The organism is Janthinobacterium sp. GW821-FHT03C10 (genome assembly GCF_059420865.1).
The window spans coordinates 225,540-249,926 of record NZ_JBWKUN010000004.1 but is presented as its reverse complement, the minus strand read 5'-3'; the positions used below and the strand labels follow the sequence as shown (position 1 = coordinate 249,926).

Below are 24,387 nucleotides of genomic sequence, written 5' to 3'. Positions count from 1 at the left end.
GTGAGCATCGCAGGCGGCAGATCACGACGCGCAGCAGGGTTTATCAGGTCGTTGGGGGCAGTGCGGCCATGAAACCCGCGTACGTGGACCAGGCGGGGTCGGCCGCGCTGCGGATTTCAATCGGGAACTTTGGACGCGGCGCCAGCGCCGTGTTCAGGCGGTTGAAGAATTCTTCGCCCGACTGCGTGTAATAAATCCATTCGCGCAAGTTTTCGCCCGTCGACACGAGCGCCAGGGTGGCGAAGCCGTCTTCTTCCACCACGGGCGCCAGCGCCGCTTCCAGCTCTTCCATGTGCTCGCGCTCATTCGGCGCGGGCATGCCCGTCTCGTCTTCGTAACGCCAGGCGATGATGATGCGGTCCGGCTGCGACGACAGGTCCCAGTCGTCATGGAAGGCGTCGACATAGCGGTAGATGATGGCCATCTCGTCGCTATGCGTGACGATGGTGCCCCAGCTGCGGGCGGAAGTGGAATTTTCGTTCATGGTTGCAACAGTCAAAAAATAAATCGAGGGAGCGCAGCTTACAGCACTGGCGGGCAAGTCACATTCCAGGCGTCATATTGGGCACCGCTCTTGCGCAGCCAGACGCGGGCGTAGCTGTCGCGGTCGCTCTTGAACACCAGCGCGTAGCGCTCTTCGGCACGCGGTGCGGCGGCGCCCACGTCGACGGCTGCCAGCGTAAACTTCAGCGCGCGCAATGGGGCGCAGGCTGTGTTACCCGCCATCAATAATCGCGCCCGCTCCAGCAGCGGCTTCTGGTACAGCAACACGCCTTCCAGTTCCACATCGGGAAGCCGTTGCAGCATGCGCACGGGTTCGGCCACCGCGCGGCAAGTGCCACGGTCGAGCCAGGCGTAATACTCCATGCCCGCCTCCTGCCAGCGCGCCTGCTTGCCTTCGCCGTGCAGCACGAACTTGGTGCGCTGCGTCCGGCACAGCACGCCATGGCCGCGATACGGCGGCGCTTCCACGCTGCCCACCACTTCGCTGCCGCGGCCACCGACCACGGGCACGCTCTCGAACACGGTGCGCGTGGCCGGTTCGCCCGGATATTGCTGCGCATAAAAATCCAGCAAGGACGCGCGCTGCTGCGCATCCACCGCCACCGCCTCGGCGGCACTGGCAGAGAGGCACGCGGCCGATACGGTAAAGAGCGCTGCAGAGCGCATGAAATATCCTGGCATGGCATTCCTTCAATCGACGTTCAGGGGCGGGTATCGCCCAAGCGCCGATTATATAGTTACCAGGAAATGCCAGGCGGACGGCCGTCAGGACGTGCGCAAGGTGGCAAAGGCGAAACAGACTTGATATTTAGTAAGAATCTGTCTTGCTGCTCAATACATCCATCAACAATTGCCGCTTCGCCAGCAAGGCTGGATCAAACGCCGTCCACTGTTCCAGCCGCAACGCATATGCGGGCGCCATCATCCAGCCGAACACTTCCGCCTTGTCTTCCTCGGGGCCGTAGGCGGCGTACAGGCTCACCAGCCCGGGCTGCGGGTGGCCCAGGTTCTGGAAACCCTTGCCGTAGGCCGTGGCGCCGCCCTGGCCATAGGCCATGCCGGGCGGGTTCAAGGCCAGCCAGGCGGGGTCGCGGTAATAGAAATCGTTGAACAGGCGGTATTCGATGAAGTGGTAATACTCGTGGTGCACGCGCAATTCCATGCCGGATGGACACAGTGCGGCCAGCAGGTTGTCGGCGTAGACGACGCTGTCAATGTCCGGCGCCGGCATGGCCAGGCGGCGCTGGCCGTCCACGCTCAAGTCCTTCACCAGCACGACGTGGCGCAAGCCCGTGCGCGCGAAGACGCCGGCCGGGTAGCGCTCCATGGCAGGCAGGACGATGCTGAGCAGCAATTGCAGCCCGGCACGGTCCTGCTCCGACTCCGTAAAGGCGTGCGCCGCGCTGCCGGGCATGGACAAGGTCCAGGCGGGCGCCAGTTGCAGGGCCGCCAGGCGTGCCGTGGCAATGGCCTGCAGTTGCGCCACGCTGGCGTCCTGTGGCGCGACGGGCGCATAACGCACGTTCCAGTCGCACTCGCTGCGCATGCTGTCTTGCTGGGCGGCACGCTCGAACGCTTGCAGGCCGGCCGCCGATGGCGCGGACGGGCCGGTGCCGGCGCAAGCGGACAGCAGTACGGCGGCAAGACAGGACAGCAAACGGCAAGCAGGCATGGGATCTTTCACAGGCATAAAAATGGGGCGCAATCGCTGCGCCCCATTGTACAAGCTGCTAGTTCCTTACAGCATCAGCGCTGGTAATTCTTGAAGAAATTCCAGCTGATCACGGTGGCATCCGGGCCCAGCTCGTCGCTGAATGGCCAGCCGGGAGGACCGCCGCTCCACGCGTGGTTCATGCCCTCGACCGTGTACTTTTGCGCGATGACGGCGCCGTTGTGCAGGTAGGTGTCGATGGAATAGCTGCGGCCGTACGGCACGGTCTGGCGCACGATGCTGTCGGCACGATAGCGCACGCTATCATTGTCGAGGCCATCGTCGCCGTAATCGCTGGTCTGCAGGAATTGTTCGATGGTCTGTTCGCCGTTGACGGGGTTGACGACGATGTCGGAAGTGCCGTGGAACACCATCGTCGGCATCAGCCGGCGCGGCGAACCGGAGCAGCGCCAGGCATCCTTGCCGCGCACTTTCGGGTCGAACGAGCTGCCGTTGAACAGCGAGTCGGCGGCCGTGACGAGGCCTGTGGCGCCCTTGTACATGCCGCCCGAATGCACCATCACGGCGGCGAACACGTCCGAATAACAAGCGGCCATGATGGACGCCATGGCGCCGCCGGCCGAGATGCCCGTCACGTACACGCGGCTGTCCTGCACCGCGTAGTTATTCTTGACCTTGTTCAAGATGCCCATCAGCACGGCCGGCTCGCCCGTGCCCCGCTCCTGGTTCAAGGGCAACATGAAATTCCAGCAGCGCATGGGATTGGCCGTGACGTTCTGGCGCGGGTAGACGACGATGAAGTTTTCACTGTCGGCCAGCTGGTTGTAGCGGCTGACGGCAGCCATGCTGTTCGGTTCCGAACCGCAGCCGTGCAGCATCAGCACCACGGGCAGCGGCGTGTTCGGATTGTAATTGCTCGGTAGCCAGACCTGGTATTCGCGCGAACCCCACAGGCTCGCGTACAGGCCGAAGTCCCACTGCCCAGCAGAAGCCGGCAGCGCGGCCAGCAAGCCGCAGGCGGCGATCAGTGCAGAAAATAAATGACGCAGTTGCTGATGCAGATTTGCCATGCCAGTCTCCTGATTATTATTCACGACGAAAACAGCGACAACGACCCGGCTTGACGCCCGTCAAGCCGGCACTTCCGGCCGGCGAGGCCGGACCCAGCGGGTCCAGCCCCGGCAGTGAAGAACTTTAAAATTTGTAGCCAGCCTTGGCGATGATCTGGCGCGGCGGACCATAGAAACCGTCGAGGATGAACACGGCGGGTATGTTGTAGCCATCCGTGCGGTAGCGCTTGTTGCCCAGGTTGCTGCCGTGCAAACTGAAGGTCCAGTTCTTCGGCGCTTCCCACACGACGCCGGCCGTCCAGATACTGTAGCCGCCCTGCGCCAGGGTTTCGCTCAAGTCCGTCGTCGGATACACCTTGCTGCGGTAGCCATAGCCGAGCATGCTGCGCAAGGCGCCGCCGAACACGTCGCGGTCCGTGCGCGTCACGTTCAAGCCCACTTGCCGGGCTGGCGTATTGCTGAACTTTTGCGTATCCGCAATGTTCTTGCCTCCGCTCATGAACTCGTCATAGTTGGCATCGAGCAAGGCGAGGAAGCCGTTGACTTCCCACTGGCGGTTCGGCCGCCACGAAAACTCGAACTCGGCGCCTTTCACGGTCCCCTTGCCCGCATTCGTGAAGTCGCCATAGAAGCCCGGCACGCCGCCCGGCTGCACATAGCTGGTGAAGACGGACAATTGAATATCCTTGTAGCGGTTGTAGAACAGGGCCACATTGGCGTCGAAGGTGTCGTCGGGCGCCGCATACTTCATGCCCACTTCCAGCGCGTCGAGTTTTTCATCCTTGTAGGGCCGCGCGGAATCGGGCACCACCAGGTTGTTGGCGCGCACGTTGTAGCCGCCGGACTTGAAGCCGCGCGACAGGTTGCTATAGAAATTCGTCGTCTTCGACGCTTCATAGCGCACGGAGATTTTCGGCGAGGTATTGCTCACCGACAAGGACTTGTCGAAGTCGGCCGCCGTCTGGATGGGCCGCGTGAAGCCCACGTCGGCAAAAGCGCGGTTCAGCACGATGGCGCGCTTTTCCTCGCGCGTATGGCGCAAGCCCGCATTGATGCTCCACACCTTGCCCAGCGGCCAGGTCCAGTCCGTGTACAGCGCCGTGCTGTCCGTCTCCACCGTGCTGACGGCGGCCGTGAACTGGCGCCCCAGGAAGTTGTTGTAGATGCCGCCGCCGGCCGTGCCTTCAAAGCGGTACAGGCCGATCACGCCGGCGCCATAGTCGCCGCTGTACGAGGCCTGCAATTCCAGGCTCTTCTGTTCGTCGCGCGAATCGCCGAAGACGTCGGCAATCGGTTGCGGCAAGCCGTCGAAGTCGATGGTTTGCTCGGACGTGCTGCGCCGCTTGGCGCCGATCACTTTCACGGACCAGTCATTCGACAGCGTGTAATTGGCCACCAGCGAACCGCCCCGGTTGTGCGTGAAGTTGTTGCCCGGCATACCGCTCTGGATGTCATACGCATCCGTGCTGGCGGGCCGCTTGAGCGGATCGAAAGCGCTCACGCCCATGCGCTGGAAGCCGCGCACGCCCGATTTGTCGTCCGTGGCGTCCAGGCTCAGCACGACGGTGAGGGGGATGTCCTGCGGAAAGTAGCCAACGGACAGGCGCGCGGCCGTGCTGTCCTGGTCGCTGACCTGTTCGCCGTTAAACGTGTTGCGGCCGAATCCGTCGCGGTCCAGTTTGGCAGCGGCCAGGCGCGCGCGCCAGGTGCCACTCTCGTTGGCCACATTGAAGGCGGCCTTGAAGTTGCGCTGATTGTAATTACCGAGGCCCACTTCCGCCGAGGCACCATTTTCCTTTGCCAGGGGGCGCGAAATGTACTTGATGGCGCCGCCGATGGTGTTCTTGCCGTACAAGGTGCCTTGCGGGCCGCGCAGCACTTCGATGCGCTGCACGTCGAACACGTCGAGCAGCGCGCCTTGCGGACGCGCCATGTAGACGTCGTCAAAATAAATACCCACGCCCGGGTCCACGCCCCAGACGGGGTCGGCCTGGCCCACGCCGCGGATAAACGCGGTCAGGGTGGTATTCGTGCCGCGCGAAGCGTACACGGTCAGGTTCGGCACGCGCTCCTGCAAGTCGGCCAGGTTCTGGATATTCGCCCGTTCCAGGGCCTTGGCGGAAAACGCCGTGACGGCCAGCGGCACGTCCTGCAGCCGTTCTTCGCGGCGGCGGGCAGAGACCGTCACGGTTTCCATGCGTTCTTTCGCATCGCTGGCTTCCTGGGCGCTGACAGCAGTGGCAGGGCTAGTTTCCTGCGCCTGGGCCTGGGTGGCAAACGCGCTGGCAACGGCGAGGGCGGCGGGCATTAATTTCAAAGCAAGTTTCATAGCGTCTCCAATGTCAGGCTTGCTTACCACCAGGGAAGACGGCCGGTTTGCAGAATCGCAAGACGTCACGGTACCCGCGCGCATCTAAGTAACCCCCAATAAATTATTGTGATTTCTGACTTCCATAACCGGCGCTGTGCGGTGTTGCCCGCAGCTAGCAGTGCTCGCACTGCGTCGCTGCAGGCGCCTTGCACAGCATCCGGTTCTGTTCGTGATAAATTCACAATAATTTCCTGAGGATTACTTAGCGAGCACCTGCCCTGCGATGACTGTTTCCCGGCCCCTGCCCGTGCGGCGAGTGGCCTGTTTATTTTGAATGTGTGGCGAGGAAGGACTGCAACAAGGTATTCACACGCTGCGCCTGGTCCAGGGGCGTGGCATGGCGCGAGTTCGCGATGATCTCGATCTCGCACTGCTGAAACTGTGCGGCAAAGGCCCGCTTGCTGGCGACGGGCGTGTAATCCTGGTCGGCCGCCATGATGAAGACGGGCATGACCAGGGCCTGGAAATGGATGTCGATATCCCAGTGGAAAATGGCGTCCAGCGCGGCCAGGTAGGCGCGCTTGTCCATGCCCGCCATCTGCGTGGCGAAGCGCTCGACGAGCGCTTGCTGTGCAGGATCGGGAAACAGTTTCTTGCCGATGATCTTGCCCATGGCTTTCAGGCCGAAGGTGGCGATCACCGTGCGCCGCAGCCAGTAGGCAAACAGCAGCGACGCCGGCTTGCTGCCCTGAAACGGTTGCGAATTGATCAGGCACAAACTGGCCACCCGGCCAGGGGCGCGGTTGGCCATTTCCAGGCCCACCATGCCACCCAGGGAAAAGCCGACGATGTGCGCGCGCGGCACGTCGAGCTGGTCCATCAGGTTGAAGAGGTCGTTGGCGAAGTCGCCGATCTGCCAGTCGCCGTTTGGCGCGGGACTGGCGCCATGGCCGCGCAGGTCGGGCACGATCAACCGATAGCTGGTGGCTAGGGCATCGATTTGCGGGCGCCAGTCTTCGGCGCAGGAGCCGAGGCCGTGCAGCAGGAAAATAGGCTCTGACTGCGCAGGATCTCCCTGCTCCCTGCCCAGGTCGAGGTAATGCAATGGAACATCGGATGTCGTGTGACGCCGCATTCTGTCTCCTTGCTGTTGAACATGCTTTGTGTTCAGGTGCAGGAATATGTTTTCCTGCTGTTGGAAAACATAATACGGAATCCGAATTCCGATTTCAAGTTAAATCGCTAAATATCTCAGGTCAGGTAATTTAAAGCAACACGCACCAGTTCATCTTCCAGCGCCGCGCCCGACAAAAAGGACAGCGAACCCGTCAAGGTATGCTGGTTCAGGATGCCCAGCAGCACGGGCGGCACCACCATCATCGCCTGCGTGGGGTTCGGGTGGCGGATGCTGGACGACTTGCTGGCCAGCACGGCGACCGTGCGCTGTGAAATCAGATGGTTGATCTGGTGCACCCTGTCGCGGAATTGCGCATCCTGCGACGCGCGCGTGATCAAGGCGCGCAGGACGCCGCTGCGCCCGCCATTCACGGCCACGAACATGGCCACCATGGCGCGGATGAACTCTTCCAGGCTGCGTCCTTCCCACTGGCGCAGTTCCGTCAGGGTTTCGACCTTTTCCACCATGTCGGAAAAAAAGCGCTGCAGCAGCAAGCGGCTCAGGGTGTCCTTGTCGCCCAATAAACGGTAAAACGTGCCCACCGAGGTTTCCGCCAGTTTGGCCAGGTCGGCCACGCCGATTTCATCGAAACGATTTTCCGCCAGTAACTGTTCGCCCACCTGCAACAGGCGCTCGAACGCCTGCTTGCTGCGCGCCTGGGTGGGCTCCGGGGGAACGATCATCTGCGGGAAGGGCATCGGAAAGGAAGGCATGCGGCGTCGGCGTCTCTCGATAGTGGAACCGTGGTTCCGTTATGGGAGCACGTATTGTAACGCGGGAGACGGCCGATGGGGAGCGCCGCGTGGCGCCCTGGCGCGCGCTACCTGCCCTGCCACTCCATGTAGACGTCGGCGCGCTGGTAATGGACGTCGCCGGCGGGCCGCGCCACGTGGCTAAAACCGCTGCTTTCGTACAGGCGGATGGCGGGCGCCAGCTTACTGTTCGACTCCAGGAACAGCAGTTGCGCGCCGCTGGCCTCGAAGGCGTCGAAGGCCCGTTCGATCAGCCGGCGCGCGATGCCCAGGCCCTGGCACTCGGGCGTGACGGCCATCTTCGACAGCTCGATGTTGTCTCCGCCGGCACGGATCAGGGCGCAGGTGCCGACAATGCGGCCATCGAGGCGCGCCAGGAAAATCTGCCCGCCAGCGTCGAGGATCGAGCGTTGCGGATCGGACAGCACCTTGTCGTCCAGCGCCTCGACATAAAAGTAGCGCTCCAGCCAGGCGATATTCAGGCGCTTGAAATCGGCCGCGTAAGGTGCGGCGTAATCGATGATCTCCACGGCGGCCCGCTCGCGCTGGCGCCGGCAGGCGGCGATCGTCTCGCCGAAACCCTGCGCCTGCAAGCGCGCCTCGGCCCGGTCCAGGCTGGCCATCAGCTGCGGCGTGCCGTGCTCGAACACCATATCGACGGCGGCGCGCACGTCATCCCACAGGGGCGCCATGCTGCGCAGCAAGGCTTGCCCGGCGTCGGACAGCGCCAGCAGGCGGCGGCGCTCATCCTTGGCGTCCGGCAGCTCCGCCACCACGCCGGCATCGAGCAGCTTGCGCCCCAGCTGCACCACCACCGGATGCGTCTGCCCGATCTGCGCGGCCAGGGCCGTGATCGACGTGGGGCCGTTGTCGCGCAGCAGCAATAACAAGGGAAAACAACGCGACGTCAGCTCGACGCCGGCCGCCAGATAGCTGGTATCGACGCCAGCATACAGTTGATCGGAAAGACGGCGCAGCCGGCTGGCCAGCATCAGCGAGCCGTAGGTTTGCAGATTGGAAGACATGTGATCAGAATATATGTAAGTAGTTACGTATACCCTAACGTAAACGGGCTTTCGACGTCAAGCGTCGGCGTTTGTTGATCGCTTGTTCATCGCTTATTCATCATCGTCATCGGCCAGCGCCGCCTGCAGCCTGGCCTGGAACACGGTATCGACGACCTCCCCCAGCCCCGGCCACACCTGTGTCAGCCAGCGCCTGCCCTCCTCGCTCATCTCCACATACGGCGCATCGCGCGTGGCGCAGGCCCGGCCGATCGCGATGACTTGCCCCGCATCGTCCAGGCCGCCGGCGATCATGGCGCCTATGGGCAAGGCGATCAGCTCGGCGGTCAGATGCGGACGCAGCAGGCAGGCGGGCGCGATGATGGCAAACGACGCTTCCACGTAGCTCCAGCAGTTGCTGGGCCAGTGGGCAGCCTTGACGGCATCGAGGAAGGCCGCGTCGCTGATCGTTTCAGGATGGGCTTGCGCTTGCGCATAAAAAGCGGCCAGGGCGACGAGTTGGGGCGGGGAAGTCCAGGTGGGCATCAATCTTGATCCAGGTAGTGCAGCGCCAGGCTGGCGGCAAAGGCGGACTGTAGCATGTTCAATCAGCACGCTGAAAGACCAATGAACGGGGCATAATCATGGCCGACGCCACTCTCGCCAGCCACAGCCATGCCAACCGCCTTTGAACTCTGGAAAGCCGAATTACTAATTGTGGGCAATATCGTCCAGGATGGCGACAGCACCACGCCGCCCGATGAAGCCCAGCGGCGCTTCCAGCGCTACTGCGCCATGCTCGATGCGCTGACGGGGAATGAAGGCGCGCACTACGCGCTGGCCGTTTTGCAATCCGTGCAGGCCGAGCACGATTACGGCGCCTACCAGACGGCCAACCGCGCCGCCTGGCGCTTCGGCGAGACCGCGTATTGCACGGCCCTGCTGCACGAATTGCCGCGCCTGATCGCCACCTTGCCCGACTGGGCCGGCGACTTTCTCGTCGGTATCGCCAACGGCGCCGGCACATCCCACGCCTCGGCTATTGCCTGCTTCAACGCCCTGCTGGCCGGCGCGCCGCCCGAGTCCCAGGCGCTGGTCGCGGCCTTTATTGCCGAGGAAGAAGACGATGGCTGGTTCGAGCATTGCCCGGGCGTGCTGGGGCATCCGTAGGGACCGCCTGCCTTTCCACTCCCTGTCCATATAACTACTTGAGGAATATCAATGTCGGTCTACGCCATCACCATCCCCAGCTTTGCACAGATGCTGCGCTCCCTGACGACGCTGTTAACTAAAGGCGAGGAGCGCGCCCAGGCGCTGGGTTTCGATCCGCAGAACCTGCTCGATGCGCGCCTGGCGCCCGACATGCACACCCTGGCGCGGCAGGTGGAATTCACGTGTACGCAGGCGCAGGAAGCCGTGTGCCGGCTGACGCGGCAAGCGCTGCCCCGGCTCGCCACGCCCGCCAGCATGGCGGAAGCCAAGGCGCTGATCGCGCACACGCTGGACTTGCTGGCCGCCGCGGACCGCAGCGCAATCGACGACAGTGCCCAGCAGCAAGTGTCGATCACCCTGGCTGGCGGCTTGACGTTCGACATGACGGGCCTGGAATACGCGCTCAACTGGGCCACGCCGCAATTCTATTTTCACCTGGTGACGGCCTACAACATCCTGCGCCATAACGGCGTGCCGCTTGGCAAGGCCGAGTACGTACAACATATGTTTGCCTATGCACGCCCGGCATAGCCACGAGGTAGCCGTTGCCGGCGAACGCTACGCGGGCGTCATGCCTGGCGAGGATGGCGCCGCCGGCTACCAGTTGTTCCTGCTGCCCGGCGAGGCCGATGCCCTGCCCTGGCAAGCCGCGCTGGATTGGGCCGCGGCGCGCGGCGCCTGTTTGCCGACGCGCAGCGAACTGGCCCTGCTGCACGCCAACCTGGGCCACGCCGTCCCGGATGCCTGGTACTGGTCGTCGGAAGCGGACGCCATCCTGCCACGCATGGCCTGGAGCCACGATTTCGACAACGGCACCCAGTACAACTATCGCAAGACTTATTCTGGCCGCGCCTGCGCCGTGCGCCGGGCCGAACTGCCGCCCTCGGCCGCCGCGCCCGTCCCCTTGCGGCAGGGCGAACGCTACGCCGGCCTGATCCTCGGTACGGATGGCGCACCCGATTACCACCTGCTGCTGCTGCCGGACGAGTGCGAGCCGGAATACCAGTCCTGGCAAGCCGCATCCAACTGGGCCGCCAGCCTGGGCCACAGCCTGCCGGATCGGCGCGAGCAGACCTTGCTGTATGCGACCTTGAAAGACGCATTCCGGCCGAACTGGCACTGGTCGAGCGAGCCCGGCGACATCGAGAGCGAAAGTTGGTGCAAGGATTTCGACACGGGCGTCGCCTACCAGAACGCGCGCGAATTTGACGGCTATGCGCGCTGCGTGCGCCGCGTGCTTGCTTAGCGCTTGTATAGTGCGCGTTTGCTCACCCGAGCCGTCCCATCAAGGAAACCCATGCTGCTATCACTCGACGATCCCATCTGGCCAACCCTGGAAGGCGGCTACCGCATGCCCTATGACGTGGCCGGGGCGCTCAAGGCCATGCAGGCGGGCGAGGACGTCTGGCATGAGCTGTGGGAAGAGTTGCACCACCAGGGCGACGTGGGCGTCGCCTCGTATGCGGCCGTGCCCCAGCTCGTCCACCTGCTGGGCGGCGCCGATTCGCGCGAGGAAGATTTCTATGCGCTCATCGCCCTGATCGAGCTGGAGCGCCACCGCCCGCACAATCCGCCGCTGCCGGACTGGCTGGCCGCCAGCTATCAGGCGGCCTGGACGCAGTTGCCCGCCATCGCCGCGCGCGACCTGCAGGGCCAGCTGGACCCCGCCATGCTCGAATCCGTGTTCGCCGTGCTGGCCCTGGCCAAGGGCAGCTTGCGCCTGGGCGCCCTGCTGCTGCACATGGACTCGTCCGAAGCGGACGAGTGGCTGGAAGAGCGTCTCGGCTGGTCCGAAGTCTATGGCGCAGACGTCTAGCGGCTAAAAACGCTCGTCGCGCAGCGCCGGCAGCACCAGTTCGCGCACGAACGAGGCATTCGACAGGTTCAGCAACATGCGCACGACGGCGACGACGTCATGCACGGGGATCAGCTCGCCCTCGCCCCGCGCGGCGGCGTCCGCCAGCGGAACGGACAAGCCGTCGTAGGTATTCAGATAACCGAGCTGCAGCGCCGTCACGGCGAGCCCCTGTGCACGGAAACCTTCACGCAAGGCATCGGCGATGCCGTTCAGGGCGAATTTCGAGGCGCTGAACGTCACTTCCGGACGGCCGCTCTGGCGCAGGCCGGATGTCGAGCCCGTGAGGATCAGCTGCGGCTTGCTGCTGGCCAGCAAGCGCGGCACCAGGCGCTTGAGCAGCAAAATGGTCGACGTGATGTTGGTATTGACCATGTCGACGATGGTGTCATCCGCATCGCCGAGAAACGCGTAGTCATCGCTGAAGGCCTTTTCTTCCCATATGCCCAGGTTGTAGATCACCGCGTCCAGCGTAGCCGGCGCTTCACGCGCGATGCGTTCGACGGCCTCGGCGGGTGCGGCCAGGTCCGCCGCGATCCATTGCAGCCGTGTGTCCTGGCCGGCAGGCAAGTCGGCGGGTTGCTGGCGCGATACGCCGATGACGGCATGGCCGTCAGCGAGCAAACCGTCCACCAGCGCGCGTCCCAGGCCCCGGCTGGCGCCCACGATCATGATATGCATACTGTGTCCTTTCCAATGAAGTCAACGCGGATGATAGCGGCGTTGTATTAAGCACAGCTGAGGCGGCTCCCCATACGCGCCGCGTTTACTCACGCGGCGGAAATGCGTATGCTAGATCGGGCAATCTCCGATAACACACAAGAACGAGACACATGCCTACCTCCAACACCGCCGCAAGCAACGCCGCAAGCCGTCCCCTCACGCAACAAGACTACAAGACCCTGTCGCTGGCCGCCCTCGGCGGCGCGCTGGAGTTCTACGATTTCATCATCTTCGTCTTCTTTGCCAACGCCATCGGCCAGTTGTTCTTCCCGCCGGAAATGCCGGACTGGCTGCGTTTGCTGCAAACCTTCGGCATCTTCGCCGCCGGCTACGTCGTGCGTCCGCTGGGCGGCATCGTCATGGCCCACTTCGGCGACTTGCTCGGCCGCAAGCGCATGTTCACCCTCTCCATCCTGATGATGGCCGTGCCGACCCTGCTGATCGGCCTGCTGCCGACCTACGCCAGCATCGGCCTGGCCGCCCCGCTGCTGCTGCTCTTGATGCGCATCTTCCAGGGCGCGGCCGTGGGCGGCGAAGTGCCGGGCGCCTGGGTGTTTGTCTCCGAACACGTGCCGAGCCGCTACACGGGCTTTGCCTGCGGCGTGCTGACGGCCGGCCTGACGGTCGGCATCCTGCTCGGTTCGCTCGTGGCGACGGGATTGAATACCGTCTACACGCCGGCAGAAATCACCGAAGGCGCCTGGCGCTATCCGTTCTTGCTGGGCGGCATCTTCGGCTTTGGCGCCATGTATCTGCGCCGCTGGCTGCATGAAACCCCGGTCTTCGCGGAAATGCAGCAGCGCAAGGCGCTGGCCACGGAAATGCCTTTGAAATCCGTGCTGCGCAGCCACCGCGGCGCCGTCGTCGTGTCGATGCTGCTGACGTGGATGCTGTCGGCCGGCATCGTCGTCGTCATCCTGATGACGCCTGCCCTGCTGCAAAAGATCCACCACATCGCGCCGCGCACCACGCTGGTGGCCAATACCGTGGCGACCCTGTGCCTGGCCTTCGGCTGCATCATCGCCGGCATGCTGGCCGACCGCCTGGGCGGCAAGCGCGTGATCTTCACCGGCTCCGTGCTGCTGGCCATCAGCACGTATATCTTCTACACGACGATAGGCAGCCGCCCCGACCTGCTGCTGCCCCTGTACGCGATGACGGGCCTGTTCGTCGGCGTCGTCGGCGCCGTGCCCTACGTGCTGGTACAGGCGTTCCCGGCGCAAGTGCGCTTCTCGGGACTGTCGTTTTCCTACAACTTGTCGTACGCGATATTCGGCGGCCTGACGCCCGTGGTCGTGACCCTGATGCTGAAGAACAACGTGCTGGGCCCCGCCTATTATGTGATCGGCGTGTGCGTGATCGGCATGCTGACGGCGCTGTTCATCAAGGACCAGCGGCAGACGGTGGGACGCTAGATTCGCGCCCTGCGGCAATCACCGCAACACTATTTCCCCAGGCAGGCGCCAGGTGCGCCTGCCATCATTTCCAGGCTGCCAGCATGCATCTCCACACTCCCGCCCTGATTATTATCGACATGCAACAAGGCATGGCCAGCCCTGCCGCCGGAAGCCGCAACAATCCCGCCGCGGAACGCCAAATCGCCACCCTGCTGCAAGCCTGGCGCGCAGCGGACACCACCGTCGTGCATGTGCGCCACATTTCCAGAACGCCAGGCTCGCCCTTCTGGCCCGGCCAGTCCGGCGTGGAATTCCAGGCAGCGCTGGCGCCGTTACCGGAAGAGCATGTCGTGGAGAAAAATGTGCCAGATGCCTTCATCCACTCGGGACTGGAACGCTGGCTGCGCGTGCGCAGCATCAGCAAGCTGGTCATCGTGGGCGTCAGCACCAACAATTCCGTGGAATCGAGCGCGCGCACGGCGGGTAATCTGGGCTTTGCCACGCAGGTGGTCGCCGATGCGTGTTTTGCGTTTGCTCAAATCGATTATGCGGGCACGCCAAGAACGGCGGACGAGGTGCATGCGATGGCGCTGGCCAATTTGCACGGCGAGTATGCGCAAGTGGTGACGACGGCGCAGGTGATTGAAGGGCTGCCCAGCCCTGCTCCTGCGCCAGGACGGCAGCTTGTCCGCTAAGCTGTAGCTGGCACGCGACACTTGCACTGAAAAGCAATGGCGCAGTGCCCTTTCCACATTGCAAACAGGCATAAACAAGCCACAGCCACCTTCGGGTGGCTTTTTTTCGCCCCGATTTTGTCGCGCTGCACCAAATTCTGAAAAGACGTTTCACATCGCGGAATTCCGAACAGCAGACTCATCAATAAATCCTCTCACTTTTTGAAAATTCATTTCATATCATGAAAAACAATAATTAAGCCATTGAAAAACAAAGACTTAATTTAAGTTATATGTCTTATATAAGACTTGAAGATCGGCGCGAATCGGCCTACTATTTAGTCATGCAGTTTGCTTCGACAAGACGTTGTGGCGCACTCGGCGATTTTCTCAAACATAGCTTTTCTTTTTAGGAGATTCACATGTCCCAATATCAAGACGACATCAAGGCTGTTGCTGGTTTGAAAGACCAACAAGGCAGCGCCTGGAACGCCATCAATCCCGAGTCCGCCGCCCGCATGCGCGCCCAGAACAAGTTCAAGACCGGCTTGGACATCGCCAAGTACACGGCGAAGATCATGCGCAACGACATGGCTGCCTACGATGCAGACCCATCGAAATACACCCAGTCGCTCGGCTGCTGGCACGGTTTCATCGGTCAACAGAAGATGATCTCGATCAAGAAACACTTCAACAGCACCGACCGCCGCTACCTCTACCTGTCCGGCTGGATGGTGGCCGCCCTGCGCTCCGAGTTCGGCCCGCTGCCGGATCAGTCCATGCATGAAAAGACCGCCGTCTCGGCCCTGATCAAGGAACTCTACACCTTCCTGCGCCAGGCCGATGCCCGTGAACTGGGCGGCCTGTTCCGCCAGCTGGACGCGGCCCAAGGTGCTGACAAACAAGCCATCCAGGCCAAGATCGACGGCCACGTCACCCACGTCGTGCCCATCATCGCCGACATCGACGCCGGTTTCGGCAATGCCGAAGCAACATACCTGCTGGCGAAACAGTTCATCGAAGCGGGCGCCTGCTGCATCCAGATCGAAAACCAGGTATCCGACGAGAAACAATGCGGTCACCAGGACGGTAAGGTCACGGTGCCGCACGAAGATTTCCTGGCCAAGATCCGCGCCATCCGCTACGCCTTCCTGGAACTGGGCGTGGACGACGGCATCATCGTCGCCCGCACGGACTCCCTGGGCGCCGGCCTGACCAAGCAGATCGCCGTGACGAATGAGCCAGGCGATCTGGGCGACCAATACAACTCCTTCCTCGATTGCGAAGAAGTGTCGGCCGACGCGCTGGGCAATGGCGACGTCATCATCAAGCGCGAAGGCAAGCTGCTGCGTCCAAAACGCCTGCCAAGCAACCTGTTCCAGTTCCGCGCCGGTTCCGGCGAAGAGCGTTGCGTCTTGGATTGCATCACCTCGCTGCAAAACGGCGCCGACCTGCTGTGGATCGAAACGGAAAAACCGCATATCGCGCAAATCGGCGGCATGGTCAGCGAAATCCGCAAGGTCATCCCGAACGCCAAGCTGGTGTACAACAACAGCCCGTCGTTCAACTGGACCCTGAACTTCCGCCAGCAGGTCTACGACGCGATGAAAGCGGCAGGCAAAGATGTGTCCGCCTACGAACGCGCCCAGCTGATGAGCGTGGAATACGACCAGACGGAACTGGCGATCGCCGCCGACGAAAAGATCCGCACCTTCCAGGCCGACTCGGCCCGCGAAGCCGGCATCTTCCACCACCTGATCACCCTGCCGACCTACCACACGGCAGCCTTGTCGACCGACAACCTGGCCAAGGAATACTTCGGCGACCAGGGCATGCTGGGCTACGTGGCCGGCGTGCAGCGCAAGGAAATCCGCCAGGGCATCGCCTGCGTGAAACATCAAAACATGTCCGGCTCGGACATCGGCGACGATCACAAGGATTACTTCAGCGGCGAAGCGGCGCTCAAAGCTGCCGGTAAAGACAACACCATGAACCAGTTCTGAGCTTTTGGCTTGACGGTAGCGTGACAAAAGCCCGCTTCGGCGGGCTTTTTTGCGTCTGCGAAACAGCCCCCATCGCTGCGGCATTACCATGTCCGACACGCAACTGACGGTACTCGCGTCCGCAATCAACACTTGATCTGCACTTTGCCGTTCAGTCCTGGCCGAACGGCATGCTTGGCCATGCTCAAGTTCATTACCAAAAGTAATCAAGTCCAGTATAATTAAATAAGAATGATTCTTATTTATAATCAACATCCTGCCCAGCGTCTCACCGCGCATACGCCATCGAGCCGCTCGTGTGCGCCGCGAGGGACGGCATCGCCGGGCATGGCAGCCGCCATGGGAGCAGCGCGCGTGACCCTGCATTATTACAACGAATTGCTTGGATTCTTCACCCGCTCCGTGTCTGACCGTCACACGGCAACCGACATCGTCCAGGAGTGCTATGCGCGGCTGATCGCCATGGAAGCGCGCGCCGCGCCGCATAACCCACGCGCCCTGCTGTATCGCATCGGCAAGAACATCGTCACCGACGGCGCCCGGCGCAAGCTGGCCGAGTCGCGCATGCTGGAAACCCTGGCCCTGGTCGCCGCCGATGCCGCTCCTTCGCTGGAACGCGAAGCATGCGCGCGCCAGCAGCTGGAGCGCCTGCTGGCCCGCCTGGAAGCGATGCCGCGCAAGCGCCGCGAGGCTTTCATCCTGGTGCGCCTGTATGGCCTGACGCATGCGGAAGCGGCACGGCAGATGGCGTGCACGGAAGCCGCCATCGAAAAGCACATCGTGCGTGGCGTCATCGATTGCATCGATTTAAGCCGCCTGTTCGCTGACGCCAGGCATTGATTCTGACCCGCCATGTCTCCGCGCCAGTCCTTCGAGCACGCCCTGCTGCTGATCGCCCGCCGCCACGGCGGCGGTGCGGCTGCGGAGCTGGCTGCCGAGCAGGAACTGAGCAACTGGCGTGAGCACAGCAGCGACAACGATGCCATCTATCGCCTGGCCCTTGACGCTTGGCATGCTTCCAGTCCCGACGGGCTGCAGGATCGCATTGCGCGCCCTCTGCCTGCCGGCATTGCACGCCGCAAGATAGTCGTGGCGCTGGGCCTGCTGGGCATGGCCTCCCTGAGCGGAGCGGTGGGACGCTGGCACTGGCTGCAGCCGGTGGAGCTGGCCACACTGAACACTGGCCGCTCGCAGCTGCTGGTCCAGCGCATGGGGGACGGCAGCGAACTGCATCTGGCCGCACGCACCAGTGCCGCTGTCGCGTATTACCGCGACCGCCGCGAAGTGACGCTGAAGACCGGTGAAATCCACCTGCAAGTCAGCCGCGATGCCGCGCGGCCGTTCAGCGTGCACACCCGCTGGGGCAAGGTGGCGGTGCTGGGCACCACTTTCACGGTGGCCGTGCGCGACAGCGCCATGTTCGTCGAAGTCGCGGAAGGCCATGTGGCCGTGTGGAGCGGCCAGGACAGCCACTTGCCCGCGCGGGCGCCAAGCGTCAGCCTGCGCGCGGGGCAGGCGGTTCGCATGGGCGCCGATGGCGCTGGCGCAGTGCACGCCGTGGCGGCCGCCAGCGTTGGCGCCTGGAAAGATGGCTGGATGGTATTTAACCGCACGCCGCTCGGCGAAGCGATCCTGCGCTGGAACGACTACCTTGCGCGACCGTTGATGCTGGGCACGGACAAGTCTCTTGCCGGCCTCCGGCTGACGGGCAGCTTCCGTCTCGCCGAGCTCGACGTTTTCCTGCGGGTGCTGCCAACGATCCTGCCGGTCAGGCTGGGACGGTACGAGGATGGGCAAGCCATCATCCTGCCCAGGTAAATAGTAAGGCCGAGCCCCGCGCTGTAAACGGTCTGGGGCGCATTGAAAAATAATTGTCCGGTATTCAGCGAGTTCTGCGTCTTCAGCAAAACAACTTACCTCAAGGACATACCATGCCTGTGCAGCACATCCGCGGAACCCCCATCAAGCATCGCGCCGGCACCACGGCACAGCGCCAGTCTGCCCTATCGGCAACGCTGCTGGCGGCATGCGCCATCTTCGGCAATCCTTCGTTCGCCCATGCCCAAGGCGCCTCGTCCGCTGCCGCGGTGGCGGTGGAAAGGCAATTCGCCATCCCGCCCCTGCCATTGGGCCAGGCCATCAATGCGCTGGCACAGCAAGCGGGCACGGCGATCTCCATGAACGCCGCGCTGGCAGAAGGGAAGAATGCGCCCGCCATCCAAGGCAAGATGACGCTGCAACAGGCGCTCGAGACAGCCCTGGCGGGCAGCGGCCTGGCGGCGGCCGGGAATGGCTCGGCCATGGTAATCGTGCCCGCCAGCCAGGCCATAGCGCAGATGCTGCCCGGCATCACCGTCCAGGCCGAACAGGAAACGGCCAACGAGCCCGTCTTCGGCTATATTGCCCGCCGCGCCGACACGGCCACCAAGACCGGCACGCCCATGCGCGAAATCCCGCAATCGGTCTCGGTAATCGGACGCACGGAAATCGAGGCGCGCGGCGCGCAGGACGTGATGGCCATCGTTGCCCAGACGCCCGGCATTTCCGTCAATACCTATGGTCCGGACAATCGCGGCTGGGAATATATCTCCCTGCGCGGCTTCAGCGGCAACAGCGGCAACTTCCGCGATGGCCTGTCGCAAACGCCCTTCGGCATCGTCTACCGTATGACCGAACCCTACCTGCTCGAGCGCGTGGAAGTGCTGCGCGGACCGGCCTCGGTGATGTTTGGCCAGGCCGATGCGGGCGGCATCATCAACCGTATCAGCAAGCAGCCAGGCGGCGAGCCGGCACGCGAGGTGGAGCTGCAGTACGGCAGCTTCAATCGCAAGCAGATCGGCATCGACCTGGGCGACACGTTAGCCCCAAACAGTGACTTCAGCTATCGCCTGACGGGCATGGCACTAGGCAGCGATGACCAGGACCGTTATCCGACCGGCCAGCGCATCAACCGCAAGCGCTTCGCCCTGGCACCCTCGCTGCGCTGGGCGCCCAACGCGACGACCTCGTTGACGCTACAGGCGGAGTTCCTGCGCAATGCATCCGGCGAAGATCCCTACTACGCGATCGCCGCGGACAAAAGCCTGACGCGGGTGAAGATGGGCGACCCCGCGTTCAGCCGCATCAGGCAGGACCAGAATTCCATCGGCTACCGCTTCGAACACGCGTTCAGCGACGACTGGAGCCTGCGTCAACACTTCCGCTACACGGATAACCGCGTGAAGCGCCGCGTTATCTGGGTGGACGAGCTGCAAGCCGACGAGCGCACCTATACGCGCATCGCGCGCACCTGGGACGACCAGCACCACCACACGGGGCTCGATACGCAATTGCTGGGTAAGCTGCACGGCGGCGACATCAAGCAAACCCTGCTGTTTGGCATCGACTGGAATCGCTCCAGGGGTGTCGCCAACCGCTTCATCGGCCCAACACTGGATCTTGACTTGCTCAACCCGGTCTACAACCAGCCCATCGCCATGCCGACGAAGCCATGGGCGAACTACACCCAGACGGCTGAACAGACCGGCTTGTATGGGCAAGACCAGATCAAGCTGTTCGACCGCTGGATAGTGACTCTGGGCGGCCGCCAGGATTACGCACGCAGCGTCACCGACGACCGGCTCGACGCCAGCCACACCGTCCAGAGCGACAGCGTCTTCAGCGGCCGCGCCGGGCTGAACTATCTGTTCGGAAATGGTTGGGCAAGCTACGCTGGCTACACGCAATCCTTCCTTTCCAACAACGGCGTCGACTACAACAACGATCCGTTGAAACCCAGCCGCGGCAAACAGCTGGAGACCGGTGTGAAATACCAGCCTGACAATTCGCGCATCTTCTTTGGCGCCGCCCTGTTCGACTTGCGCAAGACCAACGTCGTCACCTATGACAACATCAGCGGCGATACCCGCCAGATCGGCAAGCAACGCTCGCGCGGCATCGAGCTGGAAACCAAGGCCGAGCTGACCCGCGACCTGAACCTGACGGCGTCGCTGACCAAGATGAACCTGAGGGTGCTGGAAAGCGCCGACCGCACCGAGGCCGGCAAGGTACCCGCCACGGAACCGCAGCAGATGGCCTCGCTCTGGCTGGACCAGACGCTGGCCAAGGGCTTCGGCATCGGCGGCGGCGTCAACTACGTCGGCCCGCGCCAGAACGACGAGGCAAACACGTCGCTGGCAGGCGGCTATACGCTCTTCACCGGCATGCTGAAATACGAGACGGTACGCTGGCAGCTCAGGCTCAACGCCAGCAACATGCTCAACAAGCGTTACTACACCATCTGCTACCACGGCGAATGTTACCTGGGCGCCGAGCGTGCGGTGACGGCAACGCTCAAATACCGGTTCTGATCGCTGGAGCGAGCCGCTTGATGAACGGCTCGCTCAGGCGCATCGGGCTTTGCGGCCTGCGATCCCCCCAGCGATACCGCTGATACCAACTCACTTACCGGCAATCGATATCGATCTCATTCTGCCCGACCTTGCTGCCTTTCCTGTAGGTAAATTCGCAAAGGCTGACACTGTCGTCCATTCTCCTCGACAGCGTTACCTCACCATGCACGCCGTAACTGCATTGCTACCACTTGCCGTCTGGATAGCGACCTTCCAGGCGATAGCTGAGCGTCGTCTCCCCTTTCTTCCTGCGCTTCCCGCTGGGCACCAGCTGCCCCCTGCGCTGCGGCGCGCCATCGATCGGCGCCGCGGCACTCAGGTAGAGCGGGCTGCCGATATACGACGTCCAGCCAGCTGGCACGGCATCCAGTTTGATTGAAGTCGCCGGCACGCTCTCCGGGCAGGCATCAGCGGCGGGCATCGCAGCCTGCGCAAACACAGGCAAGATGCAGCAGGCGAATGGCGGACCTGACCCTGGCCCTCGGAATGGCAGAAGTATCACCATGCACACCGTCACTGTATTGCAGCCACTTCCTGCATTTCCTCTATTTGACGATGGCAGAGCCTTAATAAATTCTTGATCATTTATTTCTCCGCAAAGTCTGGTCTGGCACAGCCGAAGATTCGGTGGCGGGCGGGGATCGGTTACAGGCTCGGAAGAAATTTATTGGAAGGCTGTGGCCGGCTGGAAGCTGGCGTCCGTTATCCCGTGTTCCGCCTCCCTGCCGCCGGACTGATGCAAGCGCTTGACTGAAAACTCGCCGCATCGGAAAGTGTCCAAGTTTTTTCCCGAAATTTAACATGAAATATCGGCTTGACCGCCCTTGATTGGCTCTCCTCCTTCAAGATATGATGGCAAAAAAATTAATTTTGGGAAACTTACACAATCCACCGACATTTTGCTCCCGCACTTCAAAAGCTACAGCGAAATATTTTGCAACCGAGCGAGAGTCGCTCAATCAGAAACACTCAATACAAAGGATTTTCAAGCATGGCAAATGATTTGGACGAAGTAACTGGCCCGATAAATGAGCAAGGGCGCGACATCAACGTCATCAGCAAGCAAATCTCCGTCCAAGTCGGCACCGGGTCGCTCATATTTGAAATCGCCCTGTGGGCGGTCCTTCCGTTGATCGGCGGCTTGGCGCTGCTGACCGGTACGTTGCCGCAAACGTACAGCTTGGGACTCCTGGTGCTGGGGGCACTGCCAGGCCTGGTCTTCCTGTTCATGAAGATCTCCGCCCTGGCGTATCTGCGCAAGCTGCAGCAGAAAATCCAGGCCGATGCGTCACAGATCGACAATTATCTGGAACAGCGCGTCGTCGTCCTGAACAACGTGGTTGGCCTGGTCGCAAAAGCGATCGACCTCGACAAGGACGTGATGAAATCGGTAGCGGCTTACCGGAGCGGACACAACGCCGACGCCGAACGCAATCAGGCATCCCAGAAAATCGACGGGATTTTTTCCCGCATTAACCTGGCGTTCGAAGCCTACCCGGATCTGAAGGCACATGCCGTCATTGCCGATGCCATGCGCCAGAACAGTTATCTGCAAAAGGAAGTGACCGCCGCGCGCACGCTGTATAACGATACCGTCGGCATGTGGAACCAGGACGTCTTTGCCTGGCCGACCAAGCAAATCGTTGCGGCGCGGCAAGGTTATACCACGCGCATTCCTTTCACTGCCTCCGCCGAAACCAAGGCTGCCGCCCGGAGCGTCTTCTTTTGATCAACGACGTCCATGAACCATTGGAGCAGTATTCTTCCCATTTCAGAAATGCTCACGCCAGCAATACGTCGGACTTTTTCGAAGACCTCGTGCGCCGTTCCGGCGTGGACGAGAACGCCAACATCGCGACGGTGCAGGAACTACGCGTGCTCGAAAAGCAGGCCGCGGGCGCCGGTTCCAGCAACAAATGGTGGCGTATCCTGCGCGGCGCCAGCATCGTCGCCGCGCTACTGGCGGCACTCTATCTCTACACCCATTACGCATGGCCATGGCTCACGGTTCCAGCGATTGCGCTTGCCGTCGCGATTCATACGCTCAACCGCATCATCAACGATTCCGACGCGCAATTAAAGCGGCTGCAGGAAGCCTGCGACGAGAAGCGTGCCGTGGCCTGGGGCCAGATGGTGCCGCTGAACCGCCTGTACGACTGGGATATCGTGACGAAGCTGATGCAACAAACAGTGCCTCGCATCGCATTCGACCCGTATTTCAGCAACGGCCGCATGGAAGAGCTGCGCACCAGCTTTGGCTGGTATGGCAATCTTGGTGACGACAACTCGATCGTGTTCTCGCACAGCGGCGTACTGAACGGCAACCCGTTCATTCTTGCGCGCACCTTGTCACACTCGATGGGCAGCAAGACATACCATGGCTCGCTGGCTATCAGCTGGACGGAACAGTACCGCAATTCACAAGGCAAAACGGAAACCAGAACCCGCCACGAAACTCTGCGGGCCTCGATCGAACGTCCGATGCCCGAGTACGAGAACCAGACATTTATCGTCTACGGCAACGAAGCGGCGCCGGATCTCGTGTTCAGCCGCCACCCGTCAAAACTCTCCAGTCTGGAGGACGGCTTCTTCGACAAATGGCGGAAGAATCGCGCCATCAAGAAGCTGGAAGAAAAGTCGCGCGATGTCGACGAGGGGAATACTTTTACGGTGATGGCCAACCGCGAATTCGACGCCTTGTTCGATGCCACGGACCGCAACCATGAAGTACAGTTCCGGCTGTTGTTCACGCCGTTGGCGCAACAGGAAATGCTCAAGCTGCTCAAGGATAGTCAGACAGGTTTTGGCGACACGTTCGTATTCGAAAAAACCCGCATGATCAACGTGCTGGAGTCGGGACATATGCGCGCGACCGATATCAGCGGCGCCCCGGAGAAATTCTTTGCCTACGAACTTGCCCAGGCGCGCCTGTTTTTCAACGCCTATCACAACGATTTCTTCAAGTCGTTCTACTTTGGGATCGCCCCGCTGCTTGCCATCCCCTTGTACCAACAGCATCGCCCGCACTCGGACATCTATCAAGACACGTATTCGCACAAACCCTGTTTCTGGGAGCATGAAGCGATTGCCAATTACCACGGCGAGGCGATGTTCAAGCATCCCGAGTGCGTCACGCGAAGTATCCTGAAGACCTCCATGCAACAGGAGGCCGACGGATCGCAGAAAGTGCAGGTAACGGCCAGCGGCTTCCGCAGCGTCGCGCGAACCCACTACGTCTCCGTGAGAGGTGGAGATGGCCGCTCCCATCAAGTTCCAGTGCATTGGGACGAGTACTTCGAGGTCGAGAATAGCGCCAACATGCTGGTAAAGGAAACGGCTGCGCCAGACAACACTGCTACGGATGATGTCGCGTTGCCGCCGGCGTTTTCACAGCGTGGCATCGATGCCGGAAGGACGGTGCTGCGCCGGTCGATTGTTTCGGCGGTATTGGCTGGTTAGGGAGACTTTGCGGATTGCCGTGGCGGAAGTTGGGCGCTTTAGTATGAAATCAGAAAGCGGCGTGTCGGCGGCGTGCGGGTCCGCCAGTTGGACACGAACTGATGCGCTAGGCATCGTAGAAGCATGCTCCTTTGCAAAGCTGATTAGAACCACGAATGCGCGCCGCAGACGCGCGGGGCTGCT

General features: G+C 62.1%; 22 protein-coding genes and 1 pseudogene. 12 read left to right on the top strand and 11 right to left on the bottom strand.

Annotated elements, in window-relative coordinates; translation table 11 throughout:
- Nucleotides 1-43: 43 nt before the first annotated feature.
- The 9 genes from AC07VH_RS15355 to AC07VH_RS15315 form a co-directional block, all read right to left on the bottom strand.
- Complete coding sequence (locus tag AC07VH_RS15355; protein ID WP_070282412.1) at nucleotides 44-484, bottom strand: DUF695 domain-containing protein; 441 nt, start codon at nucleotides 482-484, stop codon at nucleotides 44-46.
- 38 nt (nucleotides 485-522) lie between these two features.
- Nucleotides 523-1,170, bottom strand: a complete 648-nt coding sequence (locus AC07VH_RS15350) for a hypothetical protein (protein ID WP_494788381.1) — start codon at nucleotides 1,168-1,170, stop codon at nucleotides 523-525.
- A gap of 142 nt (nucleotides 1,171-1,312) precedes the next feature.
- The gene (locus AC07VH_RS15345; protein ID WP_494788382.1) at nucleotides 1,313-2,176 is read right to left on the bottom strand and encodes a hypothetical protein; all 864 of its coding nucleotides are present in this window, start codon (nucleotides 2,174-2,176) and stop codon (nucleotides 1,313-1,315) included.
- A 74-nt stretch (nucleotides 2,177-2,250) separates the two neighbouring features.
- Nucleotides 2,251-3,246 carry an extracellular catalytic domain type 1 short-chain-length polyhydroxyalkanoate depolymerase gene (locus AC07VH_RS15340; protein ID WP_494788383.1) on the bottom strand — a complete coding sequence of 332 codons (996 nt, stop codon included), beginning with the start codon at nucleotides 3,244-3,246 and terminating at the stop codon, nucleotides 2,251-2,253.
- 124 nt (nucleotides 3,247-3,370) lie between these two features.
- Complete coding sequence (locus AC07VH_RS15335) at nucleotides 3,371-5,575, bottom strand: TonB-dependent receptor (protein WP_494788384.1); 2,205 nt, start codon at nucleotides 5,573-5,575, stop codon at nucleotides 3,371-3,373.
- 307 nt (nucleotides 5,576-5,882) lie between these two features.
- Entirely contained in the window at nucleotides 5,883-6,692 is an 810-nt protein-coding gene (locus AC07VH_RS15330) for an alpha/beta fold hydrolase (protein WP_489628663.1), read from the bottom strand.
- 116 nt (nucleotides 6,693-6,808) lie between these two features.
- Nucleotides 6,809-7,447, bottom strand: coding sequence for a TetR/AcrR family transcriptional regulator (locus tag AC07VH_RS15325; protein ID WP_035825265.1), 639 nt, complete (start codon nucleotides 7,445-7,447; stop codon nucleotides 6,809-6,811).
- A 107-nt stretch (nucleotides 7,448-7,554) separates the two neighbouring features.
- Nucleotides 7,555-8,511, bottom strand: coding sequence for a bifunctional helix-turn-helix transcriptional regulator/GNAT family N-acetyltransferase (locus tag AC07VH_RS15320; protein WP_494788385.1), 957 nt, complete (start codon nucleotides 8,509-8,511; stop codon nucleotides 7,555-7,557).
- 93 nt (nucleotides 8,512-8,604) lie between these two features.
- Nucleotides 8,605-9,036, bottom strand: a complete 432-nt coding sequence (locus AC07VH_RS15315) for a hypothetical protein (protein WP_494788386.1) — start codon at nucleotides 9,034-9,036, stop codon at nucleotides 8,605-8,607.
- Nucleotides 9,037-9,165: 129 nt separating this feature from the next.
- On the opposite strand from AC07VH_RS15315, the gene AC07VH_RS15310 reads away from it, so the two are divergent.
- The 4 genes from AC07VH_RS15310 to AC07VH_RS15295 are packed head-to-tail and all read left to right on the top strand — an operon-like array spanning nucleotide 9,166 to nucleotide 11,518.
- Nucleotides 9,166-9,660 carry a hypothetical protein gene (locus AC07VH_RS15310; RefSeq protein WP_494788387.1) on the top strand — a complete coding sequence of 165 codons (495 nt, stop codon included), beginning with the start codon at nucleotides 9,166-9,168 and terminating at the stop codon, nucleotides 9,658-9,660.
- Between the two features lie 51 nt (nucleotides 9,661-9,711).
- On the top strand, nucleotides 9,712-10,233 hold the full coding sequence (locus AC07VH_RS15305; protein ID WP_494788388.1) for a DUF1993 domain-containing protein: 522 nt from the start codon (nucleotides 9,712-9,714) through the stop codon (nucleotides 10,231-10,233).
- Nucleotides 10,217-10,948: an Lcl C-terminal domain-containing protein gene (locus tag AC07VH_RS15300; RefSeq protein WP_494788389.1), complete on the top strand. Its 732-nt coding sequence runs from the start codon at nucleotides 10,217-10,219 to the stop codon at nucleotides 10,946-10,948. Before AC07VH_RS15305 ends, AC07VH_RS15300 begins: the two co-directional genes overlap by 17 nt.
- Nucleotides 10,949-10,999: 51 nt before the next feature.
- Entirely contained in the window at nucleotides 11,000-11,518 is a 519-nt protein-coding gene (locus tag AC07VH_RS15295; RefSeq protein WP_475417418.1) for a hypothetical protein, read from the top strand.
- Between the two features lie 3 nt (nucleotides 11,519-11,521).
- Here the strand turns inward: AC07VH_RS15295 and AC07VH_RS15290 are convergent, their stop codons facing one another.
- A complete protein-coding gene (locus AC07VH_RS15290; RefSeq protein ID WP_475417419.1) occupies nucleotides 11,522-12,238 on the bottom strand; it encodes an SDR family oxidoreductase in 717 nt (238 codons plus the stop codon).
- A gap of 152 nt (nucleotides 12,239-12,390) precedes the next feature.
- On the opposite strand from AC07VH_RS15290, the gene AC07VH_RS15285 reads away from it, so the two are divergent.
- From AC07VH_RS15285 to AC07VH_RS15260, 6 genes are all read left to right on the top strand, one after another.
- On the top strand, nucleotides 12,391-13,695 hold the full coding sequence (locus AC07VH_RS15285; protein ID WP_489628671.1) for an MFS transporter: 1,305 nt from the start codon (nucleotides 12,391-12,393) through the stop codon (nucleotides 13,693-13,695).
- An 83-nt stretch (nucleotides 13,696-13,778) separates the two neighbouring features.
- The gene (locus AC07VH_RS15280) at nucleotides 13,779-14,372 is read left to right on the top strand and encodes a cysteine hydrolase family protein (RefSeq protein ID WP_494788390.1); all 594 of its coding nucleotides are present in this window, start codon (nucleotides 13,779-13,781) and stop codon (nucleotides 14,370-14,372) included.
- 401 nt (nucleotides 14,373-14,773) lie between these two features.
- The gene (locus tag AC07VH_RS15275) at nucleotides 14,774-16,354 is read left to right on the top strand and encodes an isocitrate lyase (RefSeq protein ID WP_494788391.1); all 1,581 of its coding nucleotides are present in this window, start codon (nucleotides 14,774-14,776) and stop codon (nucleotides 16,352-16,354) included.
- A 339-nt stretch (nucleotides 16,355-16,693) separates the two neighbouring features.
- A complete protein-coding gene (locus AC07VH_RS15270; protein ID WP_494788392.1) occupies nucleotides 16,694-17,194 on the top strand; it encodes an RNA polymerase sigma factor in 501 nt (166 codons plus the stop codon).
- A 12-nt stretch (nucleotides 17,195-17,206) separates the two neighbouring features.
- Nucleotides 17,207-18,172 carry a FecR family protein gene (locus tag AC07VH_RS15265; RefSeq protein WP_494788393.1) on the top strand — a complete coding sequence of 322 codons (966 nt, stop codon included), beginning with the start codon at nucleotides 17,207-17,209 and terminating at the stop codon, nucleotides 18,170-18,172.
- A gap of 113 nt (nucleotides 18,173-18,285) precedes the next feature.
- The gene (locus AC07VH_RS15260; RefSeq protein WP_494788394.1) at nucleotides 18,286-20,703 is read left to right on the top strand and encodes a TonB-dependent siderophore receptor; all 2,418 of its coding nucleotides are present in this window, start codon (nucleotides 18,286-18,288) and stop codon (nucleotides 20,701-20,703) included.
- Nucleotides 20,704-20,797: 94 nt separating this feature from the next.
- On the opposite strand, the pseudogene AC07VH_RS15255 reads toward AC07VH_RS15260, so the two are convergent.
- A pseudogene (locus AC07VH_RS15255) lies at nucleotides 20,798-21,250 on the bottom strand (STY0301 family protein).
- 486 nt (nucleotides 21,251-21,736) lie between these two features.
- Here AC07VH_RS15255 and AC07VH_RS15250 point away from each other — a divergent pair.
- The gene (locus AC07VH_RS15250) at nucleotides 21,737-22,474 is read left to right on the top strand and encodes a LemA family protein (protein ID WP_494788395.1); all 738 of its coding nucleotides are present in this window, start codon (nucleotides 21,737-21,739) and stop codon (nucleotides 22,472-22,474) included.
- Nucleotides 22,471-24,204: an MAG1210 family protein gene (locus AC07VH_RS15245; protein WP_494788396.1), complete on the top strand. Its 1,734-nt coding sequence runs from the start codon at nucleotides 22,471-22,473 to the stop codon at nucleotides 24,202-24,204. Before AC07VH_RS15250 ends, AC07VH_RS15245 begins: the two co-directional genes overlap by 4 nt.
- The last annotated feature ends 183 nt before the right edge of the window (nucleotides 24,205-24,387 follow it).

Bases quoted from the DNA above. Each gene is read 5' to 3' on its own strand.
- AC07VH_RS15355 (WP_070282412.1), bottom strand. From the start codon at position 484: ATGAACGAAAATTCCACTTCCGCCCGCAGCTGGGGCACCATCGTCACG.
- AC07VH_RS15350 (WP_494788381.1), bottom strand. From the start codon at position 1,170: ATGCGCTCTGCAGCGCTCTTTACCGTATCGGCCGCGTGCCTCTCTGCC.
- AC07VH_RS15345 (WP_494788382.1), bottom strand. From the start codon at position 2,176: ATGCCTGCTTGCCGTTTGCTGTCCTGTCTTGCCGCCGTACTGCTGTCC.
- AC07VH_RS15340 (WP_494788383.1), bottom strand. From the start codon at position 3,246: ATGGCAAATCTGCATCAGCAACTGCGTCATTTATTTTCTGCACTGATC.
- AC07VH_RS15335 (WP_494788384.1), bottom strand. From the start codon at position 5,575: ATGAAACTTGCTTTGAAATTAATGCCCGCCGCCCTCGCCGTTGCCAGC.
- AC07VH_RS15330 (WP_489628663.1), bottom strand. From the start codon at position 6,692: ATGCGGCGTCACACGACATCCGATGTTCCATTGCATTACCTCGACCTG.
- AC07VH_RS15325 (WP_035825265.1), bottom strand. From the start codon at position 7,447: ATGCCTTCCTTTCCGATGCCCTTCCCGCAGATGATCGTTCCCCCGGAG.
- AC07VH_RS15320 (WP_494788385.1), bottom strand. From the start codon at position 8,511: ATGTCTTCCAATCTGCAAACCTACGGCTCGCTGATGCTGGCCAGCCGG.
- AC07VH_RS15315 (WP_494788386.1), bottom strand. From the start codon at position 9,036: ATGCCCACCTGGACTTCCCCGCCCCAACTCGTCGCCCTGGCCGCTTTT.
- AC07VH_RS15310 (WP_494788387.1), top strand. From the start codon at position 9,166: ATGCCAACCGCCTTTGAACTCTGGAAAGCCGAATTACTAATTGTGGGC.
- AC07VH_RS15305 (WP_494788388.1), top strand. From the start codon at position 9,712: ATGTCGGTCTACGCCATCACCATCCCCAGCTTTGCACAGATGCTGCGC.
- AC07VH_RS15300 (WP_494788389.1), top strand. From the start codon at position 10,217: ATGCACGCCCGGCATAGCCACGAGGTAGCCGTTGCCGGCGAACGCTAC.
- AC07VH_RS15295 (WP_475417418.1), top strand. From the start codon at position 11,000: ATGCTGCTATCACTCGACGATCCCATCTGGCCAACCCTGGAAGGCGGC.
- AC07VH_RS15290 (WP_475417419.1), bottom strand. From the start codon at position 12,238: ATGCATATCATGATCGTGGGCGCCAGCCGGGGCCTGGGACGCGCGCTG.
- AC07VH_RS15285 (WP_489628671.1), top strand. From the start codon at position 12,391: ATGCCTACCTCCAACACCGCCGCAAGCAACGCCGCAAGCCGTCCCCTC.
- AC07VH_RS15280 (WP_494788390.1), top strand. From the start codon at position 13,779: ATGCATCTCCACACTCCCGCCCTGATTATTATCGACATGCAACAAGGC.
- AC07VH_RS15275 (WP_494788391.1), top strand. From the start codon at position 14,774: ATGTCCCAATATCAAGACGACATCAAGGCTGTTGCTGGTTTGAAAGAC.
- AC07VH_RS15270 (WP_494788392.1), top strand. From the start codon at position 16,694: ATGGGAGCAGCGCGCGTGACCCTGCATTATTACAACGAATTGCTTGGA.
- AC07VH_RS15265 (WP_494788393.1), top strand. From the start codon at position 17,207: ATGTCTCCGCGCCAGTCCTTCGAGCACGCCCTGCTGCTGATCGCCCGC.
- AC07VH_RS15260 (WP_494788394.1), top strand. From the start codon at position 18,286: ATGCCTGTGCAGCACATCCGCGGAACCCCCATCAAGCATCGCGCCGGC.
- AC07VH_RS15250 (WP_494788395.1), top strand. From the start codon at position 21,737: ATGGCAAATGATTTGGACGAAGTAACTGGCCCGATAAATGAGCAAGGG.